The following is a 17645-nucleotide window of genomic DNA, read 5'->3' as shown; positions in this document are numbered from 1 at the left end:
CTGCCCTCCGCGTGAGGGCAGTTTTGTTTTTACCAACAGGGATGGTGTGATGCTTACCCGCGAAAGCGTACTTTCTACCGACTCGCCCCATTTCGCCATGCTGGACGCGCTCTACGCGCGCGCCTTTCCTTGGCACGAGCAGCGCGAAAGCGAGGCCAAACGTCAGGCGCTCAGCAACGCGCACTACGCGCTGGAGGCGTGGTTCGATGAGGACGTATATATCGGCCTCAGCGGCTGCTGGCAGTTTTCCGGCTACTGTTATGTCGAACATTTGGCGATCGACGATACGCTGCGCTCCCGCGGCTATGGTAAACAGCTGCTGGCGCAGATCCTGACGCGCGCGCCGCTGACCATTCTGGAAATCGATCCGCTGAGCAGCGAGATCGCCCATAAACGGCTGCGCTTTTATCAGTCGATGGGATTCCACGCTAACCCCTGGGCGCATCGTCATCCGACCTATCATCAGGGCATCGCGGATCATGAGCTGCTGGTGCTGAGCTACCCGCAGCCGATCGATGAGCGACAGTATCAGCATTTTGCCCGGGATCTCGGGCGCGAGGTGATGGGGCGGGCGTAGCCCGGCGCGGCGTACCGCTCCGGGCGTTCGGCTGGGGTATTTTTACTCTTTGGCGATCGGCGTGTCGTTCTCCGCCACTTTATTGTCGCCCTGAATCTGCGCGATTTTCTGCTCGACGGCGGCCACCTGGGCACTGTCATGCAGCAGGGTGTAGGTCAGATCAAACTGCGCGCTGGCGCCCGGCTGCAGCTGTTTTACGCGTTTTTGCTCGCGTTCAATGGTCACCGGATAGGCGTAGCTGGTCCCCGGCTCGATACCGGTGACATAGCCCTGTTTGACGGTGTCGGTGTTTTTCCACAGCGTCAGGACCGGCAGCTGGCGGGTGTCGAACTGAATGGAGGCTCCTTTATCGCCCGCTTTGTTGACCACGGCGGCCAGCGTCTGGTGATTTTCATCGGCCAGCGGCTGAATATTAAACACCATCTCGTCAAAGTCTTTGGTCGGCCCCTGATAGGTTTGCCAGGTTTTTAATCCGCTCTTAGCGTAATCATTGAACGGGCTGATGCTGGACATCGGGGCGAGGAAACGCGCGCCTTCTTCCAGAATCGGGGTGCCGAAGTTGCTGTGGTAGATGATCTGGTAATCATGCGGATAGTCGGCGTGATTGGTTAAGACATCGTGCAGGCTGAAGCTGTTGCTGCCCGGGATATAGCGCAGCTCGGTCATGGTTTGCAGATCGGCTTTTTTGAAGGTGCTCTCTTTCACCAGCCCGCGGACGCGAATTTCATACGGCGCGCTGTCGGCCACCTCAACCTCCACCAGAGAGGCCGGCGTGTTGCCTGCCTTGCCGTGCAGGGTATAAATTTGCCCGTCCGCAGTCACCGGATGGCCGGTCCACTCGTAGCCGCAGCGGACCATCATTTCGTTGAACCCTTCCAGCCAGCCGAGCCCGTTGCGACTCTCCAGGTTGATAAAGGCCGGGTTAACAACCTCTTTGACCGGCGAATCCCAACCCATCCGGCTGCCGAAGCCTTCCACTCGCAGCAAGTTCATGCCGCGCGTCGGGCTGAGGGTGATGGTCAGGCCGTCTTTACTGCGAATGGTGAGGATTTTGCTGCCTTCCTGCTTGCCGCCGTGCAGGACTTTCTGCTCAATGCTGAACGCATGGTCTTTCACCTTCAGCTGATCGCTGCCGATCTGCCAGTTTCCTTTATCCATGCCCTCTTCAGCATTCGTCAGCACCCATGTTTTTGCCGCGGCGGAGCCAGAAACCAGCAGAGCGATAGCCGTCAGAACCAATGTCTTTTTCATTTTTATTCCCTTTTTGCTGAATCGATTGTGTCATTGACGTGTGAAATCTACCGGCATGGGGGTGATTAAAATGTGAAGCGCCTCACCTGGTGAGAAAGTGGCCTTTTTTAAGATGTTAAATGCGATAGTCGTCGGATTATTGTGCTAAACCATGCTTAATTATCACCACAAGATGTGATCTGCATTGCTTTTAGCTTTAACGATTCAGCTTTAGAGAAGGCAATAAACGACAGTCTCGTTGTGTGGACTTGGGGGCTCAGGGGAACCCCCTGCTGGCGCGATGCTTGCGTTGAAGAAGGGGAAGGTGGGCCGCCATCCGGCAAAACGAGGGGAATAGCGTTGGATACAGCCTGCCCGGCGGCGCTGCGCTTGCGCGGGCCTACAGAGTTGAGCAACTGTTTGATAACTCAGGTTCAGCAGCCTTCCGTAGGCCGGATAAGGCGTTAGCCACCCCCAGACAAAGCGGAGTAGCCCGGATAAGGCGCAGCGCGCCGCCATCCGGGTGACTTGTGCGGCAAATGCGGCGGGAATTAGCCTTCGTTTTCCGCCAGTTCGCGCAGATACTGGAAGATCAGGCGCGCGGATTTCGGCGGTTTGTTGCCTTCTTTCTCTTTCTTCGCATTGCGGATCAGGGAACGCAGCTGCTGACGGTCAGCATCTGGCCACAGGTTCAGCACTTCAGCTACGGCGTCATCCCCGTCGTCAATCAGTCGGTCACGGATCTGCTCCAGCTTGTGGAACAGCGCAACCTGCTGGTTGTGGCGGTTTTTCAGCTTATCCAGCGCCTGACGAATCGGATCGACATCGCGATTGCGCAGCATCTTACCGATAAGCTGCAGCTGGCGGCGGCGACCCTCTTTTTTGATTCGCTGGGCGAGTTCGATGGCGTCGCGCAGGTCAGTATCCAGCGGAATTTTATCCAGCGCGTTTTTCCCCAGGTCAACGAGTTCCGCGCCAAGACGCTTCAGTTCTTCCGCGTCGCGCTTAATTTCACTCTTACTGACCCAGATAATTTCATCGTCTTCATCCTCGATATCATCACCGGGAACGTCGTCGAGCCAGTCTTCGGGCTGCTTTGTCATCTCAGGCTCCTTAAAAAAAGAGGCTAATGTTACCAGTTAAGGCGCGCACTGAAAAACGGTTCTCTGTTAGACTTCAGTTAACTCCTTCTTACATTATGGCATTAGCAATGAAAGTGATCTCTCAAGTTGCCCAGCAACGTAAGACGCTGGAAGAGGCCGTGACCACGGCGCTGGAACTGGCGGCAGGTAAATCCGATGGCGCGGAAGTCTCCGTCAGCAAGACGACGGGCATCGGCGTCAGCACCCGCTATGGCGAAGTGGAGAATGTAGAATTCAATAGCGATGGGGCGTTAGGCATCACGGTTTACCACCAGAACCGCAAGGGCAGCGCCTCTTCCACCGATCTCAGCCCGGACGCCATCGCCCGCACCGTGCAGGCGGCGCTGGATATTGCCCGCTACACCTCCCCGGATCCCTTCGCCGGCGTGGCGGATAAAGAGCTGCTGGCCTTTGACGCCCCGGATCTGGACCTGTTCCACCCGGCGGAGGTCTCCCCGGATGAGGCCATCGAACTGGCCGCCCGCGCAGAGCAAGCGGCGCTGAAGGCCGATAAACGCATCACCAACACCGAAGGCGGCAGCTTTAACAGCCACTACGGCATCAAAGTGTTCGGCAACAGCCATGGCATGCTGCAGAGCTACTGTTCGACTCGCCACTCCCTTTCCAGCTGCGTGATCGCGGAAGATGACGGCGACATGGAACGCGACTACGCCTATACCATTGGCCGGGCGATTGAGGATCTGCAGTCCCCGGAATGGGTCGGGGAAGAGTGCGCCCGCCGCACCCTGTCGCGCCTCGCGCCGCGTAAGCTGTCGACCATGAAGGCGCCGGTGATTTTCGCCAATGAAGTGGCGACCGGGCTGTTTGGCCACCTGGTCGGAGCGATTGCCGGTGGTTCGGTATACCGCAAATCCACCTTCCTGCTCGATTCGCTGGGCAAACAAATTTTGCCGGAGTGGCTGACCATTGAAGAGCATCCGCACCTGCGTAAAGGACTGGCCTCCACGCCGTTCGACAGCGAAGGCGTGCGCACCGAGCGTCGCGATATCGTCAAAGACGGCGTGCTGACCCAGTGGCTGCTGACCAACTACTCTGCCCGCAAGCTGGGGATGAAAAGCACCGGCCACGCCGGCGGCATCCATAACTGGCGCATCAACGGCCGCGGCCTGAGTTTTGCAAAGATGCTTAAAGAGATGGGCACCGGTCTTGTGGTTACCGAACTGATGGGGCAGGGTGTCAGTGGCGTCACTGGCGACTACTCACGCGGCGCATCCGGCTTCTGGGTAGAAAATGGCGAAATTCAATATCCTGTCAGTGAGATCACCATTGCAGGAAATCTGAAAGAAATGTGGCGTAATATCGTGACCATCGGCGATGATATTGAAACGCGCAGCAACATTCAGTGCGGTTCTGTGCTGCTGCCGGAGATGAAAATCGCCGGGCAATAACACCTGTTTGCTTAAATAATAAAAAGGAAGTGAGCAATGCGTAAAAAACTGTTAGCGATGCTGGCTGTCTCTGCTTTTGCGCTCGGTTCAGCCTCGGCCTTCGCCGACCTGGGCGAAGACATGGACACTCTGGCAGAAAATCTGCAAGTGGTACAGAAAACCTCCGACGCCGGCGAACTGAAAGCGGCGCTGAATAAGATGCGTACCGCCGCGGTTGATGCCCAGAAAGAGACGCCGCCGAAGCTGGAAGGCAAAGCGGCCGACAGCGCTGAGATGAAAGATTACCGTCACGGTCTGGATATTCTGATCGGCCAGATCGACGGCGCGCTGAAGCTGGCGAATGAAGGCAAGGTGAAAGAGGCGCAGGCCGCCGCGGAGGAGTTTAAAACCACCCGCAACACCTACCATAAGAAGTACCGCTAACTGCCGTTTTCGGGAGGCATCAGCCGATGTCTCCCACCTCAAAGCCTACCGATATCACACTTTTCGATCTCTTTTTCCGGCCTTTCCGCAGCCGCGGGCTGCACATTCACGCGCATTGTTGTGATACGTCTCACGCCATAATTGCTGTTTTTTCATTTTTCCAGTGAATGTGTGGGGTCGATCACGCCTGCCGTCTCCCTTTCCACTTCGAAGTGGAAAACAACTCGCTACAAACTCCCATCCCCCGGCGCTACTTTGATTCCCAGAGACATCAGCGGGGTATCAGAAGTGAATAACGGAGCGGTAATACACGACGTAGGGGAGCAGGCAGCGCAGACCGAACGCCTGGCTGACAAGATGCTGCAGCAGGTTTTTGCCCTGTTAAGCCGTCACGGCATCGTCCCTAACGACGTTCAGGAGCAAATGCTGACCTCCCACGTGCGGGCGATGGCCCACCGGTCAATCAGCGGGGAACCGCTGCCGGAAGTGGATGCCAGCCTGTTCGAAGAGATTTCACCAGATTCAATGACGTTGGCCCGCGAAGTGGTCGCGCAGTTCGGCAACCTGCCTGATGAAGAGGCCTGGCTGCTCTCCGTCCATTTCGAAGTCGCAAAAGAAAACCTGTAAGGAGCAAAACATGGAACAAATCACCGTAGTTATTGGCGACCGTCTGGGTAAAGGCCAAAAAGTCGCCGCAGGCGCAGAGAAAGCCGGCGCACGTGCAGTGGTCGTCCCTGGCGTTGCTGCCGACATGAAGCTTGGCGACATGATGAAAGCGGAAAACGCCACCTTCGGCATCTCCTTCTGCGGCAGCGGCGGCGCCGGCGCCATCACCGCCCAGACCAAACACGGCTACAAAGCGAAATACGGCATGCGTTCCGTGGAAGAGGGCGTCACCGCCATCAACGAAGGCTGCAACGTGCTGGGCTTCGGCTTTATGGATAAAGAAGAGCTGGGCGAGCGGCTGGTAGAGGCCTGGAAAAAGAAATACGGCGCATAAGTATGAAAGAGCAATTCACCACCACGGTGAGGGTTGCCGGCAAAGGCGAAAGCAAATCACGGGCCTTCGCCGATGCCCTGAACCATGTGCAGGCTGCGGTGATGAAAACGTCATCGCACATTCTGCTGCGTATTGAGCCACAGGACGTGACGGTTGTTCATGCGCGCGAAGCGGTACGAAAAGAGGCCTTCCTGTTTTTCTTTTTGCGCCGTGAACGACGGACCTACAGCGTGGAGCTGGACGTCACCGTCAACGTGACCGCCATCGATCTCGATAAAGTGGATTTCGTCACGCAAACCTGATTGTTAGCAAAGGGTCTGACTATGTTCCTGATAATATTAATAAAATCGCTTATCATCGGCGGCCTGGTCGGCGTCGGCGTGGGCGCCGGAGCGGCACGCATGTTTCATGCCCCTACCACCCAGGGGATGGGGGCGTTTCGAACCCTGGGCGAGCTGAACTCCTGTGAGGGCGATCCGGCTTCCCACTTCTCCTTTGGCCTCGGTTTCTTCTTTAACGCCTGGGCCTCTTCCGTTGCAGCAGGCTCCTTCACCCAGGATGTTGACCACCGCATTATCCCCAACTGGGGCGCGGCGGCGCTGATGCTGAAAAATCGTAACGTCGGCGAAACGCTGCACGATCCGAAAAAAATGGCCATCTCCTGCGGCATCATCGGCATGATCGTCGTCGCCTTCCTTAACCTCACCGCCTCGTCCGTACCGGAAGCGCTGCAGGTGACCGCGGTTAAGGTACTGGTGCCGGCGGCAAACCTGCTGGTGAACACCGTGATGCCGGTGATCTTCTGGCTGGCGGCGATCGACGCCGGTAAAAAATCAGGCTTCTGGGCGACTATCTTCGGCGGCGCGGCGCAGCTGATTATGGGCAACGCCGTACCGGGGCTGGTGCTGGGCATCCTGATCGGCAAAGGCGTTGAAGAGAGCGGCTGGAACCGGGTCACCAAAGTGATGATGGTGGCCATTGTCGCCCTGTTCGTCCTCAGCGGCTTCTTCCGCGGCTTCGACATGAAGATGATCGAATCCTTCCATCTGACCGTGCCGAACTGGCTGGACATGATCCACAACTCACTCAGCGGCAAGTAACGGGAGCCTGATAATGGAACAGAATAAAGGTTTTTGGTATGCCGACTGGTCGTTCCCGATCTTCGTTGGCCTGCTCTCCTCCGGCGTCTTCGCCGGGACCCACATGTACTACCTGTACGGCATCGGCGCCTTTAACGAAGTCGCCTTCGTGGCGATGCTGAAGTCGGGGATTGATACCGGCGTTTACGGCGCGGTGGCGGCGTTTGGCGCCAGCTTCCTGTTCGCCCGCATCATCGAAGGGTCGCTGGTGGGGATCCTCGATATCGGCGGCGCTATTCAGACCGGGATCGGTCTTGGCGTCCCGGCGCTGCTGCTCGGCGCGGGCTTTGTCTTCCCGGTGGCGAACTTCGCCGCCTCGCTGGCAACCGGCCTGATCCTCGGCCTGGCGGTGGGCTACATCATCATTCTGGCGCGTAAGTTCACCATCAACCAGAGCGACTCTACCTACGGCGCCGACGTGATGATGGGGGCCGGTAATGCCTCCGGCCGCTTCCTCGGCCCCTTGATCATCCTCAGCGCAATGACCGCCTCGATTCCTATCGGGATCGGCTCGCTGGTTGGCGCCCTGCTGTTCTACATCTGGCAGAAACCGATCACCGGCGGCGCCATCCTCGGCGCGATGATCCTCGGCTCCATTTTCCCGGTGGCGATTAGCTAATCGCCCGATGGCGCGGCGCTTATCGGGCCTACACGTCAGCGCGATTGGTAGGCCGGATAAGGCGGTACGTCGCCATCCGGCAACAGATTCACACTTTCATCAGGAGATAGCTATGTTTGATTTACTCCTGCGCCGCGCGCGCCTCGTCGACGATACCCTGACTGATATCGCCATTCAGGACGGGAAAATCGCGGCGCTGGGCGAGATTAGCGCGCCCTCCCGCAAAACCCTCGATCTGCAGGGCAACAGCTACGTCAGCGCCGGCTGGATTGACTCCCACGTTCACTGCTACCCGAATTCGCCAATTTATCACGATGAGCCGGACAGCGTCGGTATCGCCACCGGCGTCACCACCGTGATTGATGCCGGCAGCACCGGCGCCGACGATGTCGATGAGTTCTATCAACTGACCCGTAAAGCGGCGACGGAAGTCTATGCCCTGCTCAATATCTCCCGCGTCGGGCTGATTGCCCAGAATGAACTGGCCAATATGACCAATATTGACGCCGAGGCGGTGAAGCAGGCGGTGCAGCGTCATCCCGATTTTATCGTTGGTCTGAAGGCGCGGATGAGCAGCAGCGTGGTGGGAGAAAACGGCATTACGCCGCTGGCGCGCGCCAAGGCGATTCAGCAGGAAAACGGCGATCTGCCGCTGATGGTGCACATTGGCAACAATCCGCCGAACCTCGATGAAATCGCCGATCTGCTGAGCCGCGGCGACATCATTACCCACTGCTATAACGGCAAACCGAACCGCATTCTGAATCCTGCCGGCGAACTGCGCAGTTCGATTACTCGCGCCCTGCAGCGCGGCGTGCGCCTCGACGTCGGCCACGGTACCGCCAGCTTCAGCTTTGAAGTGGCGCGCCGGGCGATTGCGCTGGGCATTCTGCCGCACACCATCAGCTCGGATATTTACTGCCGTAACCGCATTGACGGCCCGGTGCGTTCGCTGGCGCTGGTGATGTCGAAATTTCTCGCCATCGGCATGACCCTGCCGCAGGTGATTGCCTGCGTGACCGTCAGCGCTGCCGAGGGGCTGCGCCTGTCGCGTAAAGGGCGGCTGGAAGTGGGTTTCGACGCCGATCTCACGCTATTTCGCCTGGAGCGCCAGCCAACGCTGCTGGTGGATGCCGAAAAAGAGAGCCTCCAGGCAGACAACATTCTGGTGCCGCTGGCTGCGATCCGCGCGGGCAAAGGCTATCTGACCGAACAAGGGAGCGCGGAACATGCCTTCGATTTTTGAAAAATACCATTTAAAACAAGTTATTAACACTTCCGGCCGGATGACGGCGCTGGGCGTTTCCACGCCGCGTCCGGAAGTGGTGGACGCCGCGATGGCCGGCATGAACCAGTACTTTGAAATGAAAGATCTGGTGAATAAAACCGGCGAGTACATCGCCAGGCTGCTGGACGTGGAAGGGGCGACCGTGGTCTCCTGCGCCTCGGCAGGGATTGCCCAGTCGGTGGCGGCGGTGCTGGTGAAAGACAGCGACTGGCTGCTGGATAACCTGCACGTCACGCCGATAGAGCATAACGAAATCGTCCTGCCGAAGGGCCACAACGTCAACTTCGGCGCGCCGGTCGGCACCATGGTGGCGCTGGGCGGCGGCAGGCTGGTGGAAGCGGGCTACGCCAACGAATGCTCTGCCGAACAGCTGGCGGCGGCGATCACCCCGCGCACCGCGGCGATCCTCTACATCAAATCCCACCACTGCGTGCAGAAAAGCATGCTCAACGTGGCGCAGGCCGCGGAAGTGGCGCGTCAGCATCATTTACCGCTGATCGTCGACGCGGCGGCGGAGGAAGATCTGCAGGGCTACTACCGCATGGGCGCCGACCTGGTGATCTACAGCGGCGCGAAAGCGATTGAAGGGCCGACCAGCGGGCTGGTGATCGGCAAAACGCAGTACGTCGAGTGGGTTAAACGCCAGTCGATGGGGATTGGCCGGGCGATGAAAGTGGGTAAAGAGGGGATCCTCGGCCTGACCTGCGCCATTGAACACTACCTGACGGCAAGCAAAGAGAGCGGCGAAGAGATGGTGGCGAAGATGACGCCGTTTATCGAACAGCTCAATACCCTCAACGGCGTCACTGCCCGCGTGGTATGGGACAGCGCCGGCCGCGATATCGCCCGCGCCGAAATCAAATTCGACGAAGCGGTGACCGGCGTGAAGACCGGCGATCTGGTTAACGCGCTGAAGCAGGGCGAATACGCCATCTACTTCCGCGGCTATAAAGCGAATGAAGGCATTATCGAAGCCGATGTCCGCAGCGTTGACGCCCAGCAGCTGGCGGTAGTCGCCCGCCGTATCGCGGAAGTTCTGAACAAGGAGAAACAAGCATGAAACTGACCCCAAACTTTTACCGTGACCGCGTGTGCCTGAACGTCCTGGCGGGTAGCAAAGACAACGCCCGGGAAATCTACGACGCGGCGGAAGGTCATGTCCTGGTCGGCGTGCTCTCCAAAAACTACCCGGACGTCGCCAGCGCGGTGGCCGATATGCGCGACTACGCGAAGCTGATTGATAACGCCCTCTCCGTCGGGCTGGGCGCAGGGGATCCGAATCAGTCGGCGATGGTGAGCGAGATTTCGCGCCAGGTGCAGCCGCAGCACGTCAATCAGGTCTTCACCGGCGTGGCCACCAGCCGCGCGCTGCTCGGGCAGAACGAAACGGTGGTCAACGGCCTGGTCTCGCCCACCGGCACCCCGGGTATGGTGAAGATCTCCACCGGCCCGCTGAGCAGCGGCGCGGCGGATGGGATTGTGCCGCTGGAAACCGCCATCGCGCTGTTAAAAGATATGGGCGGCAGCTCCATCAAATACTTCCCGATGGGCGGCCTGAAGCACCGCGACGAGTTCGAGGCGGTGGCCAAAGCCTGCGCCGCGCACGATTTCTGGCTGGAGCCGACCGGCGGTATCGATCTGGAAAACTACAGCGCGATCCTGAAGATCGCCCTCGATGCCGGGGTGAGCAAAATCATCCCGCATATCTACAGCTCGATTATCGATAAGGCCAGCGGCAACACCCGCCCGGCCGATGTTCGCCAGCTGCTGGAGATGACCAAACAGTTAGTGAAGTAGTGCCCTTGCCCCTCACCCTCAAAGGGTGAGGGGCAGCTTATCCCACTGAACCATCAAGGAGTTGCTATGCCTGTCGCTCGTCATCTGCTTGTCGCTTCACTGTCCCTGTTTGCCGCCGCCGCCGCCGCGCAAACTCACTATGCCTGGGTAGGCACCTATAATCCCAATGGCGAAGGTCTGTACCGCTTTACCGTTGATAGCCAAACCGGCGCGCTACGTGACAGGACGCTGGTGAGTTCGTTGCCGAACGCCGCGCAGCTGACCGTCTCGCGCGATGGCAAGACGCTGTATGCCGCCAGCGAAGTGGAGAAAGGCGTGGTGCAGGCGTGGCGCATTGAGAAGAACGGCGAGCTGACCGCACTCAATCAGGTCGCCTCCGGCGGCGCTGGTCCGGTTTATCTCTCCCTGACGCCGAACGGTAAACAGCTACTGGTGGCCAACTACGTCAGCGGCAGCATCGCCGTGCTACCGGTGAAAGAGGATGGTAGCCTGGGCGAGGCGGTGGACAGGCATCAGGATGAAGGCCCGGCAGGCGCCGAACGCCCGGCGGCGGCCGTCGAGGGCAGCTTCGCCATCAGCGATCACAATGGCCCGCACGCCCATATGATCGCCGCCGATCCCAGCGGGAAATTTGTTTACTCCACCGATCTGGGGCTGGATCGGATCTATCAATATCGGCTGGATAGCGCCAGCGGCAAGTTGACGCCGAACGATCCGCCGTTTATCGCCGCCTCGTCGCCGGGAGCCGGCCCGCGCCACTTCGTCTTCACGCCAAAGGGCGACGGTCTGTGGCTGATTAACGAGGAAGCGTCGACGCTGACCTTCTATCATCTGGATCAGCAAAGCGGCCTGCTGCGCGAAGGCAAAACCGTCTCCGCGCTGCCGAAAGAGTATAAGGGCACCAGCTTTGCCGCCGGCCTGGCGCTGAGCAACGACGGCAAACAGCTGTACGTAGCCAATCGTCTGCATAACAGCATCGCCCACTTTACGGTGCAGGCCGACGGCCGCCTGCGCCACCAGGAGGATATCTGGACGCGCGGAGATTACCCCCGCACGCTGACCCTGGATAATCAAGGGCAGTGGCTGTACGTCATGAACCAGCGTAGCGATAATATTACCCGCTTCAGCGTGGCGCCGAAGGATGGCAAATTGACCTTTGTCTCAGACTACACGCCGGTCGGCAGCCCATCGCAGATGGTGATTTCCGCCCAACCCTGAGCCGTAACCACAAGGAACTGACATGCGATTTCCCAACCAACGCTTAGCGCAACTCTTCACCCTGCTGCGGAATGAAACGCTGCCGCAGGATGAGCTGGCGCAACGCCTGTCGGTTTCCACCCGTACCGTGCGCGCCGATATTACCGCCCTGAATGCGCTACTGGCGCAGTATGGCGCGCAGTTTATCCTTAACCGCGGCAGCGGTTATCAGCTGAAAATTGATAACCCGGCGAGCTTTCAGGCGCTGGAGGAGACGGCGCCGAAGGCGCAGCATGTCCCGCGTACCGCCCAGGATCGCATCACTTTCCTGCTGGTGCGTTTTCTGACGTCGGCGTTCTCGATCAAGCTGGAAGACCTGGCGGATGAGTGGTTCGTCAGCCGCGCCACGCTGCAAAACGATATGGTCGAGGTGCGCGAGCGCTTCCAGCGCTATCAGCTAACCCTTGAAACCCGCCCGCGCCACGGCATGAAGCTGTTCGGTAGCGAGGTATCGGTTCGCGCCTGCCTCACCGACCTGCTGTGGGAGCTAACCCAGCAGGGCGGTATCGCGCCGCCGATCGGCGCCGAGGCCTTTGCAGAGGAGGTGCCTGCGCTGCTGGAGCCGGTGCTGCAGGAGACGCTCACGCGCCACCATATTCGTCTCACCGACGTCGGCGAGCGCTTTATCTGCCTGTACGGGGCGGTGGTGGTGCGTCGCGTCAGCGAAGGCTACCCGCTGGCGGATTTTAGTGCTGAAGATGTGGCGCAGAACGTCCGCGATGCCGCGCGCGATCTGGCGGGCGAACTGCAGCGGCTGGCCGGTAAACCTTTATCGCCCGCGGAAGAAGAGTGGCTGTGCGTGCATATCGCCGCCCGTCAGGTACAGGACGTGGACCCGGAAACCATCAGCGCCGACGATGACGAAGCGCTGGTCAACTACATCCTGCGCTACATCAACAGCCAGTATAACTACAACCTGCTGGACGATGCCCAGCTGCACGCCGATCTGCTAACCCACATAAAGACCATGATCACCCGCGTACGCTACCAGATCATGATCCCCAATCCGCTGCTGGATAACATCAAACAGCACTACCCGATGGCCTGGGATATGACCCTCGCCGCGGTCTCCAGCTGGGGCAAATATACTCCATACACCATCAGCGAAAACGAAATCGGCTTTCTGGTGCTGCATATCGGCGTCGGGCTGGAGCGCCACTACAACATCGGCTACCAGCGTCAGCCGCAGGTGCTGCTGGTGTGCGATACCAGCAATGCGATGGTGCGGATGATCGAGGCGATCCTGCAGCGCAAATATCCGCAGCTGGAGATCGCCGCCACTATTTCCCAGCGCGAATACGAACAGCGGGACGCGATCGAGGCGGATTTTGTTATCTCCACGGTGCGGATCAGCGAAAAAGACAAGCCGGTAGTGACCATCGCGCCGTTCCCCACTGACTATCAACTGGATCAGATCGGCAAGCTGGTGCTGGTGGACCGTACCCGTCCATGGATGCTGAATAAGTACTTCGATGCCGCCCACTTCCGGGTGGTCGATACGCCGATGGATCAGCAAACGCTGTTCGCCGAGCTGTGCCAGCAGCTGCTGGAGGAAGGCTTTGTTGACGCCGAGTTTCATGCTTCGGTGGTGGAGCGTGAAGCGATTGTCAGCACCATGCTCGGCGATGGCATTGCGCTGCCGCACTCCCTGGGGCTACTGGCGAAAAAGACGGTGGTCTATACCGTCATTGCCCCGCAGGGCATCGTCTGGGGTGATGAAACCGCCCATATCATCTTCCTGCTCGCTATCAGCAAGCGCGAGTACGAAGAGGCGATGGCGATCTACGATATTTTCGTGACTTTCCTGCGCGAGCGCGCCATGAGCCGCCTCGCCGCGACCCGCAGCTTCGATGAGTTTAAAACGGTGGCGATGGAGTGCGTCAGCCGGTTTTGAGAGGCGTTTTCCAGATTCGAGTGTAATGCAAATGTAATGCTATAATGCATTACAAAATATCCCTTTCTGGAGGCATAATGGCCACGCTCAACGTTCGACTGGACGATAAACTCAAAAAAGAGGCTTATGCCGTGCTGGAGAAACTCGATATGACGCCAACGGAGGCGGTGCGCCTGCTGTTTCAATACATTGCGGAAAATGGCCGCATGCCAGTGAAAAGTATGACTATCAGCGATAGCGAAGCGGCATTATTACGCACCGTCCGCGAGCGGCTGGAAAACCCGCAGCCGGAGGTGAAGGTAAGTCTGGATGACCTATGAACTGGCGTTTGATCCGCGTGCCTGGCGCGAATGGCATAAGCTTGGCGAGACGATCAAAAAACAGTTCAAAAATAAGCTCCAGCAGGTTGTGCAGAATCCGCGAATTGCATCGGCCAGTCTGAGTGATTTACCGGATTGCTACAAAATCAAGCTTAAGGCGTCAGGTTATCGGTTGGTGTATCAAGTACGGGATAGTGTGGTGGTGGTTTACGTTATTGCCATTGGCAAAAGAGAGAAAGCGGCCGTTTATCATCAGGCGAATAAACGGCTCTAAACGCTATCGCAAATGATGTACCACCTGGTTGCTGCTGCCGCGCCAGATCAGCGCTGGGTCTTTTAAATCCTGCACAAACTTACCGTCGACCAGCACGTTGATCAGGTTCACCACCTGCATCTGCGCCTCATTCAGCTCATCCAGTTTATAGCCGGTCCAGACCCAGATATCTTTGCCGGGGCATTCGGCACGCACGCGCTGAACCAGTTTGAGGATCTCCGCGACGTTCTGCGGATGCAGCGGATCGCCGCCGGAGAGTGAAATCCCCTGGCGTTTGATGCGGGTATCGTTGAGATCGGCAATGATGCGGTCGGCCATCTCGGCGGTAAACGGCATGCCGGAGTTCACCCGCCAGGTGCTTTTGTTGTAGCAGCCGGGGCACTCATGGACGCAGCCAGAGACAAACAGGGTGCAGCGGGTGCCGGGGCCGTTGACAATATCTACCGGGTAGTACTGATGGTAATTCATTGTTTCCTCTTCTCATTTGCCGATGTAGCGGCGTTGGCTGCGCTCGCTCGCCCGGGTCACTTACTCCAGTAAGCTCCCCGGGACTTACTCGTTTGCCGCCTTGCTACAACGCCAACTGATTTGAGGAAACCCACCTGGCTGTTTGGGATTCCCTCGTTTGCCGCCTTGCTCTGACGCTAATGGCTTTGCGAAAACGGAGGTGCTGTGCATTTGTAAAGGGAACGGCTCCCGGCGTCGCTGCGCTCGCCCGGGCTACGAAAAGCCGCATACGCGGTTGTAGCCCGGATAAGGCGCTTTGCGCCGCGATCCGGGAACGGCGCCTTAGTGGCCAAACGGCTACGGGGCCGGTTCCCTCTCCCCGTTGGGGAGAGGGGGAGGGGCTAAACCAGCTGGAATTAACCGATCTGCCCGTTGCCCAGGTGCTTCACGCGGCGCTTCACTTCTTCCTGCTTGCCGGCGTTGAACGGACGCGCGTCCGGACTGCCGAGGTAGCCGCACACCCGACGGGTAACGGAAACGCGGGAGGCGTCGTGGTTACCGCATTTCGGGCAGGTAAAGCCCTTGCTGGTGCACTCGAACTCGCCGGTGAAACCGCACTCGTAGCACTCATCGATCGGCGTGTTAGTGCCGTAGTACGGCACATGCTGATAGCTGTAATCCCATACGTCTTCCAGCGCCTTCAGGTTGTGCTGAATGTTTGGGTATTCGCCGTAGCAAATGAAGCCCCCGTTAGCCAGCGGCGGATACGGCGCTTCAAAATCGATCTTGTCGTACGGGTTGACCTTCTTCTCCACGTCGAGGTGGAAGCTGTTGGTGTAGTAACCTTTGTCGGTCACGCCCTCCACCACGCCAAACTCGGCGGTGTCGAGACGGCAGAAGCGGTCGCACAGGTTTTCGCTCGGCGTGCTGTACAGGCTAAAGCCGTAGCCGGTCTCTTCTTTCCACAAATCGACGGCGTCGCGCAGGCGCTGGACGATGGCCACACCCTTCTCGCGCAGCGCCTCGCTGTCGTACATATGCTGGTTGCCGTACAGCGCATTGATAGTTTCATGGATACCGATATAGCCCAGCGAAATCGACGCCCGGCCGTTTTTAAAGATCTCGGAGACGTCGTCGTCGGCTTTCAGCCGCACGCCGCAGGCCCCTTCCATATAGAGGATCGGCGCCACGCGCGCTTTTACCCCTTCCAGGCGGGCAATGCGGGTCATCAGCGCTTTACGCGCCAGCTGCAGGCGCTCGTCCAGCAGCGCCCAGAAGGCGGCTTCGTCGCCTTTCGCTTCCAGGGCGATGCGCGGCAGGTTGAGGCTGATGACGCCGAGGTTATTGCGCCCATCGTGCACCTGCTCGCCGTTCTCGTTTTCCCACACCCCGAGGAAGCTGCGGCAGCCCATCGGCGTTTTAAACGACCCGGTAACCTTCACCACCTGGTCGTAGTTGAGGATATCCGGGTACATGCGCTTGCTGGCGCACTCCAGCGCCAGCTGTTTGATGTCGTAGTTCGGGTCGCCGAACTTATGGTTCAGGCCGTCACGGATCGCGAACACCAGTTTCGGGAACACCGCGGTCTTACGGTTTTTACCGAGGCCGGCAATGCGGTTGCGCAGAATCGACTGCTGGATCAGCCGCGATTCCCAGCTGGTGCCGAGACCGAACCCGAAGGTGACGAACGGCGTCTGGCCGTTGGCGGTATGCAGCGTGTTAACCTCATACTCCAGCGACTGGAAGGCGTCGTAGCACTCTTTTTCGGTACGGGCGCGGGCATAGCCTTCGGCATCCGGGATCTGCCACTCTTCGGCGATTTTACGATGCTTGTTAAAGCTTTCGCTGACGAACGGCGCCAGCACTTCATCGATACGGTTGATGGTGGTGCCGCCGTAAATATGGCTGGCGACCTGGGCGATGATCTGCGCGGTCACCGCGGTGGCAGTAGAGATAGATTTCGGCGGCTCGATCTCCGCGTTGCCCATCTTAAAGCCCTGGGTCAGCATGCCTTTCAGGTCGATCAGCATGCAGTTAAACATCGGGAAGAAGGGCGAGTAATCGAGGTCATGATAGTGGATCATGCCGCGTTCGTGGGCCATCACCACATCGTGAGGCAGCAGGTGCTGTCGGGCGTAGTGCTTGGCGACGATACCGGCCAGCAGGTCGCGCTGGGTCGGGATGACTTTACTATCCTTGTTGGCGTTTTCGTTGAGCAGCGCGGAGTTGGTCTGCTCGACGAGGCCGCGGATCTCCTGATTGAGGCGGCCGCGCTTCTCACGCTGGCTATCGCGGTCATGGCGATACTCAATGTAGGCGCGCGCCAGTTGCTTATAGGGGCCGGACATCAGCTGGTTTTCCACGGCGGTCTGGATCTCGTTGATGTCGACCTGGGCGCGGCCCTGCATTTGTTGGCTAACGACTTCTGCGACGGTGGCGCAATAGTCTGCGTCATCGACTCCCGCTGCTTTAGCTGCACGCAGAATTGCTTCCTGAATGCGCTCTGACTTGAACGGCACTTTACAGCCATCACGTTTCATCACATGCGGTGTCATGATCACTCCATATATAGAACAGGTTATCCACAGAGGCGGAGGTTATCCCGAAGGCGCTGTACGCTACGGCTCGTGCTGTTTGCCTTCAGATCCGGCCCGTTTTATCCACATCTCATCACCGCCAGACATCGACAAGATATGGTGACATAATAGACGATTAATACAACATGTAGGGCCGGGACGCATTTTAAGTTCTATATGTAGTGATTTGCATCAAAGATGTTTGCGATTTTATTGACCCAGAACAAGGTAAAAAGGTGAGAGTACGGATGAT

19 protein-coding genes are annotated in these 17645 nt (G+C 58.5%); 15 read left to right on the top strand and 4 right to left on the bottom strand.

The annotated features are described in order from the left end of the window. Window positions 1-49: 49 nt before the first annotated feature. Window positions 50-577 carry a GNAT family N-acetyltransferase gene (locus tag LGM20_RS23030; RefSeq protein ID WP_044525198.1) on the top strand — a complete coding sequence of 176 codons (528 nt, stop codon included), beginning with the start codon at window positions 50-52 and terminating at the stop codon, window positions 575-577. 42 nt (window positions 578-619) lie between these two features. On the opposite strand, the gene LGM20_RS23025 is transcribed toward LGM20_RS23030, so the two are convergent. Continuing rightward, window positions 620-1828, bottom strand: a complete 1209-nt coding sequence (locus LGM20_RS23025; protein ID WP_023291750.1) for an aldose 1-epimerase family protein — start codon at window positions 1826-1828, stop codon at window positions 620-622. Between the two features lie 530 nt (window positions 1829-2358). Then, window positions 2359-2910 carry a ribosome biogenesis factor YjgA gene (gene yjgA, locus LGM20_RS23020; protein ID WP_004206498.1) on the bottom strand — a complete coding sequence of 184 codons (552 nt, stop codon included), beginning with the start codon at window positions 2908-2910 and terminating at the stop codon, window positions 2359-2361. 95 nt (window positions 2911-3005) lie between these two features. Here yjgA and pmbA point away from each other — a divergent pair, with 95 nt between their 5' ends. From pmbA to LGM20_RS22950, 14 genes are all read left to right on the top strand, one after another. Further along, window positions 3006-4358 (top strand): metalloprotease PmbA, encoded by a 1353-nt coding sequence (gene pmbA, locus LGM20_RS23015; protein WP_032429082.1) that lies wholly within the window; start codon window positions 3006-3008, stop codon window positions 4356-4358. Between the two features lie 36 nt (window positions 4359-4394). Continuing rightward, window positions 4395-4781, top strand: coding sequence for a cytochrome b562 (cybC, locus tag LGM20_RS23010; RefSeq protein ID WP_002886893.1), 387 nt, complete (start codon window positions 4395-4397; stop codon window positions 4779-4781). A gap of 288 nt (window positions 4782-5069) precedes the next feature. Then, entirely contained in the window at window positions 5070-5408 is a 339-nt protein-coding gene (locus tag LGM20_RS23005; RefSeq protein WP_004206500.1) for a PRD domain-containing protein, read from the top strand. A 10-nt stretch (window positions 5409-5418) separates the two neighbouring features. Continuing rightward, complete coding sequence (locus LGM20_RS23000; RefSeq protein WP_032454653.1) at window positions 5419-5781, top strand: SFCGS family glycine-rich protein; 363 nt, start codon at window positions 5419-5421, stop codon at window positions 5779-5781. A gap of 2 nt (window positions 5782-5783) precedes the next feature. After that, a complete protein-coding gene (locus LGM20_RS22995) occupies window positions 5784-6083 on the top strand; it encodes a DUF4312 family protein (protein ID WP_004206503.1) in 300 nt (99 codons plus the stop codon). Window positions 6084-6104: 21 nt separating this feature from the next. Next, window positions 6105-6881, top strand: coding sequence for a DUF4311 domain-containing protein (locus tag LGM20_RS22990; RefSeq protein WP_002886897.1), 777 nt, complete (start codon window positions 6105-6107; stop codon window positions 6879-6881). 13 nt (window positions 6882-6894) lie between these two features. Continuing rightward, window positions 6895-7539: a DUF4310 family protein gene (locus LGM20_RS22985; protein WP_004206504.1), complete on the top strand. Its 645-nt coding sequence runs from the start codon at window positions 6895-6897 to the stop codon at window positions 7537-7539. A gap of 112 nt (window positions 7540-7651) precedes the next feature. Then, entirely contained in the window at window positions 7652-8785 is a 1134-nt protein-coding gene (locus tag LGM20_RS22980) for an amidohydrolase/deacetylase family metallohydrolase (RefSeq protein ID WP_044525199.1), read from the top strand. Further along, the gene (locus LGM20_RS22975) at window positions 8769-9887 is read left to right on the top strand and encodes a DgaE family pyridoxal phosphate-dependent ammonia lyase (RefSeq protein WP_044525200.1); all 1119 of its coding nucleotides are present in this window, start codon (window positions 8769-8771) and stop codon (window positions 9885-9887) included. The genes LGM20_RS22980 and LGM20_RS22975 overlap by 17 nt, the downstream gene beginning before the upstream one ends. Then, on the top strand, window positions 9884-10624 hold the full coding sequence (gene dagF, locus LGM20_RS22970; protein ID WP_017900574.1) for a 2-dehydro-3-deoxy-phosphogluconate aldolase: 741 nt from the start codon (window positions 9884-9886) through the stop codon (window positions 10622-10624). Before LGM20_RS22975 ends, dagF begins: the two co-directional genes overlap by 4 nt. Window positions 10625-10690: 66 nt before the next feature. Then, the gene (locus LGM20_RS22965) at window positions 10691-11842 is read left to right on the top strand and encodes a lactonase family protein (RefSeq protein WP_023291755.1); all 1152 of its coding nucleotides are present in this window, start codon (window positions 10691-10693) and stop codon (window positions 11840-11842) included. Window positions 11843-11864: 22 nt separating this feature from the next. Beyond that, a complete protein-coding gene (locus LGM20_RS22960) occupies window positions 11865-13775 on the top strand; it encodes a BglG family transcription antiterminator (protein ID WP_044525201.1) in 1911 nt (636 codons plus the stop codon). A 77-nt stretch (window positions 13776-13852) separates the two neighbouring features. Continuing rightward, window positions 13853-14095 carry a type II toxin-antitoxin system RelB/DinJ family antitoxin gene (locus LGM20_RS22955; RefSeq protein ID WP_023291757.1) on the top strand — a complete coding sequence of 81 codons (243 nt, stop codon included), beginning with the start codon at window positions 13853-13855 and terminating at the stop codon, window positions 14093-14095. Further along, a complete protein-coding gene (locus LGM20_RS22950) occupies window positions 14085-14369 on the top strand; it encodes a type II toxin-antitoxin system RelE family toxin (RefSeq protein WP_044525202.1) in 285 nt (94 codons plus the stop codon). The genes LGM20_RS22955 and LGM20_RS22950 overlap by 11 nt, the downstream gene beginning before the upstream one ends. 3 nt (window positions 14370-14372) lie before the next feature. Here the strand turns inward: LGM20_RS22950 and nrdG are convergent, their stop codons facing one another. Both nrdG and nrdD read right to left on the bottom strand, forming a co-directional pair. Beyond that, window positions 14373-14837 (bottom strand): anaerobic ribonucleoside-triphosphate reductase-activating protein, encoded by a 465-nt coding sequence (nrdG, locus tag LGM20_RS22945; RefSeq protein WP_012969085.1) that lies wholly within the window; start codon window positions 14835-14837, stop codon window positions 14373-14375. A 395-nt stretch (window positions 14838-15232) separates the two neighbouring features. Further along, window positions 15233-17371, bottom strand: a complete 2139-nt coding sequence (gene nrdD, locus LGM20_RS22940; protein ID WP_004206513.1) for an anaerobic ribonucleoside-triphosphate reductase — start codon at window positions 17369-17371, stop codon at window positions 15233-15235. Between the last annotated feature and the right edge of the window lie 274 nt (window positions 17372-17645).

The organism is Klebsiella quasipneumoniae subsp. quasipneumoniae, assembly GCF_020525925.1.
Lineage (GTDB): Bacteria > Pseudomonadota > Gammaproteobacteria > Enterobacterales > Enterobacteriaceae > Klebsiella > Klebsiella quasipneumoniae.
The sequence above is the reverse complement of the archived record's forward strand: the minus strand, read 5'-3'. Positions and strand labels throughout refer to the sequence as shown.

Bases quoted from the DNA above. Each gene is read 5' to 3' on its own strand.
- LGM20_RS23030 (WP_044525198.1), top strand. From the start codon at position 50: ATGCTTACCCGCGAAAGCGTACTTTCTACCGACTCGCCCCATTTCGCC.
- LGM20_RS23025 (WP_023291750.1), bottom strand. From the start codon at position 1,828: ATGAAAAAGACATTGGTTCTGACGGCTATCGCTCTGCTGGTTTCTGGC.
- yjgA (WP_004206498.1), bottom strand. From the start codon at position 2,910: ATGACAAAGCAGCCCGAAGACTGGCTCGACGACGTTCCCGGTGATGAT.
- pmbA (WP_032429082.1), top strand. From the start codon at position 3,006: ATGGCATTAGCAATGAAAGTGATCTCTCAAGTTGCCCAGCAACGTAAG.
- cybC (WP_002886893.1), top strand. From the start codon at position 4,395: ATGCGTAAAAAACTGTTAGCGATGCTGGCTGTCTCTGCTTTTGCGCTC.
- LGM20_RS23000 (WP_032454653.1), top strand. From the start codon at position 5,419: ATGGAACAAATCACCGTAGTTATTGGCGACCGTCTGGGTAAAGGCCAA.
- LGM20_RS22995 (WP_004206503.1), top strand. From the start codon at position 5,784: ATGAAAGAGCAATTCACCACCACGGTGAGGGTTGCCGGCAAAGGCGAA.
- LGM20_RS22990 (WP_002886897.1), top strand. From the start codon at position 6,105: ATGTTCCTGATAATATTAATAAAATCGCTTATCATCGGCGGCCTGGTC.
- LGM20_RS22985 (WP_004206504.1), top strand. From the start codon at position 6,895: ATGGAACAGAATAAAGGTTTTTGGTATGCCGACTGGTCGTTCCCGATC.
- LGM20_RS22980 (WP_044525199.1), top strand. From the start codon at position 7,652: ATGTTTGATTTACTCCTGCGCCGCGCGCGCCTCGTCGACGATACCCTG.
- LGM20_RS22975 (WP_044525200.1), top strand. From the start codon at position 8,769: ATGCCTTCGATTTTTGAAAAATACCATTTAAAACAAGTTATTAACACT.
- dagF (WP_017900574.1), top strand. From the start codon at position 9,884: ATGAAACTGACCCCAAACTTTTACCGTGACCGCGTGTGCCTGAACGTC.
- LGM20_RS22965 (WP_023291755.1), top strand. From the start codon at position 10,691: ATGCCTGTCGCTCGTCATCTGCTTGTCGCTTCACTGTCCCTGTTTGCC.
- LGM20_RS22960 (WP_044525201.1), top strand. From the start codon at position 11,865: ATGCGATTTCCCAACCAACGCTTAGCGCAACTCTTCACCCTGCTGCGG.
- LGM20_RS22955 (WP_023291757.1), top strand. From the start codon at position 13,853: ATGGCCACGCTCAACGTTCGACTGGACGATAAACTCAAAAAAGAGGCT.
- LGM20_RS22950 (WP_044525202.1), top strand. From the start codon at position 14,085: ATGACCTATGAACTGGCGTTTGATCCGCGTGCCTGGCGCGAATGGCAT.
- nrdG (WP_012969085.1), bottom strand. From the start codon at position 14,837: ATGAATTACCATCAGTACTACCCGGTAGATATTGTCAACGGCCCCGGC.
- nrdD (WP_004206513.1), bottom strand. From the start codon at position 17,371: ATGACACCGCATGTGATGAAACGTGATGGCTGTAAAGTGCCGTTCAAG.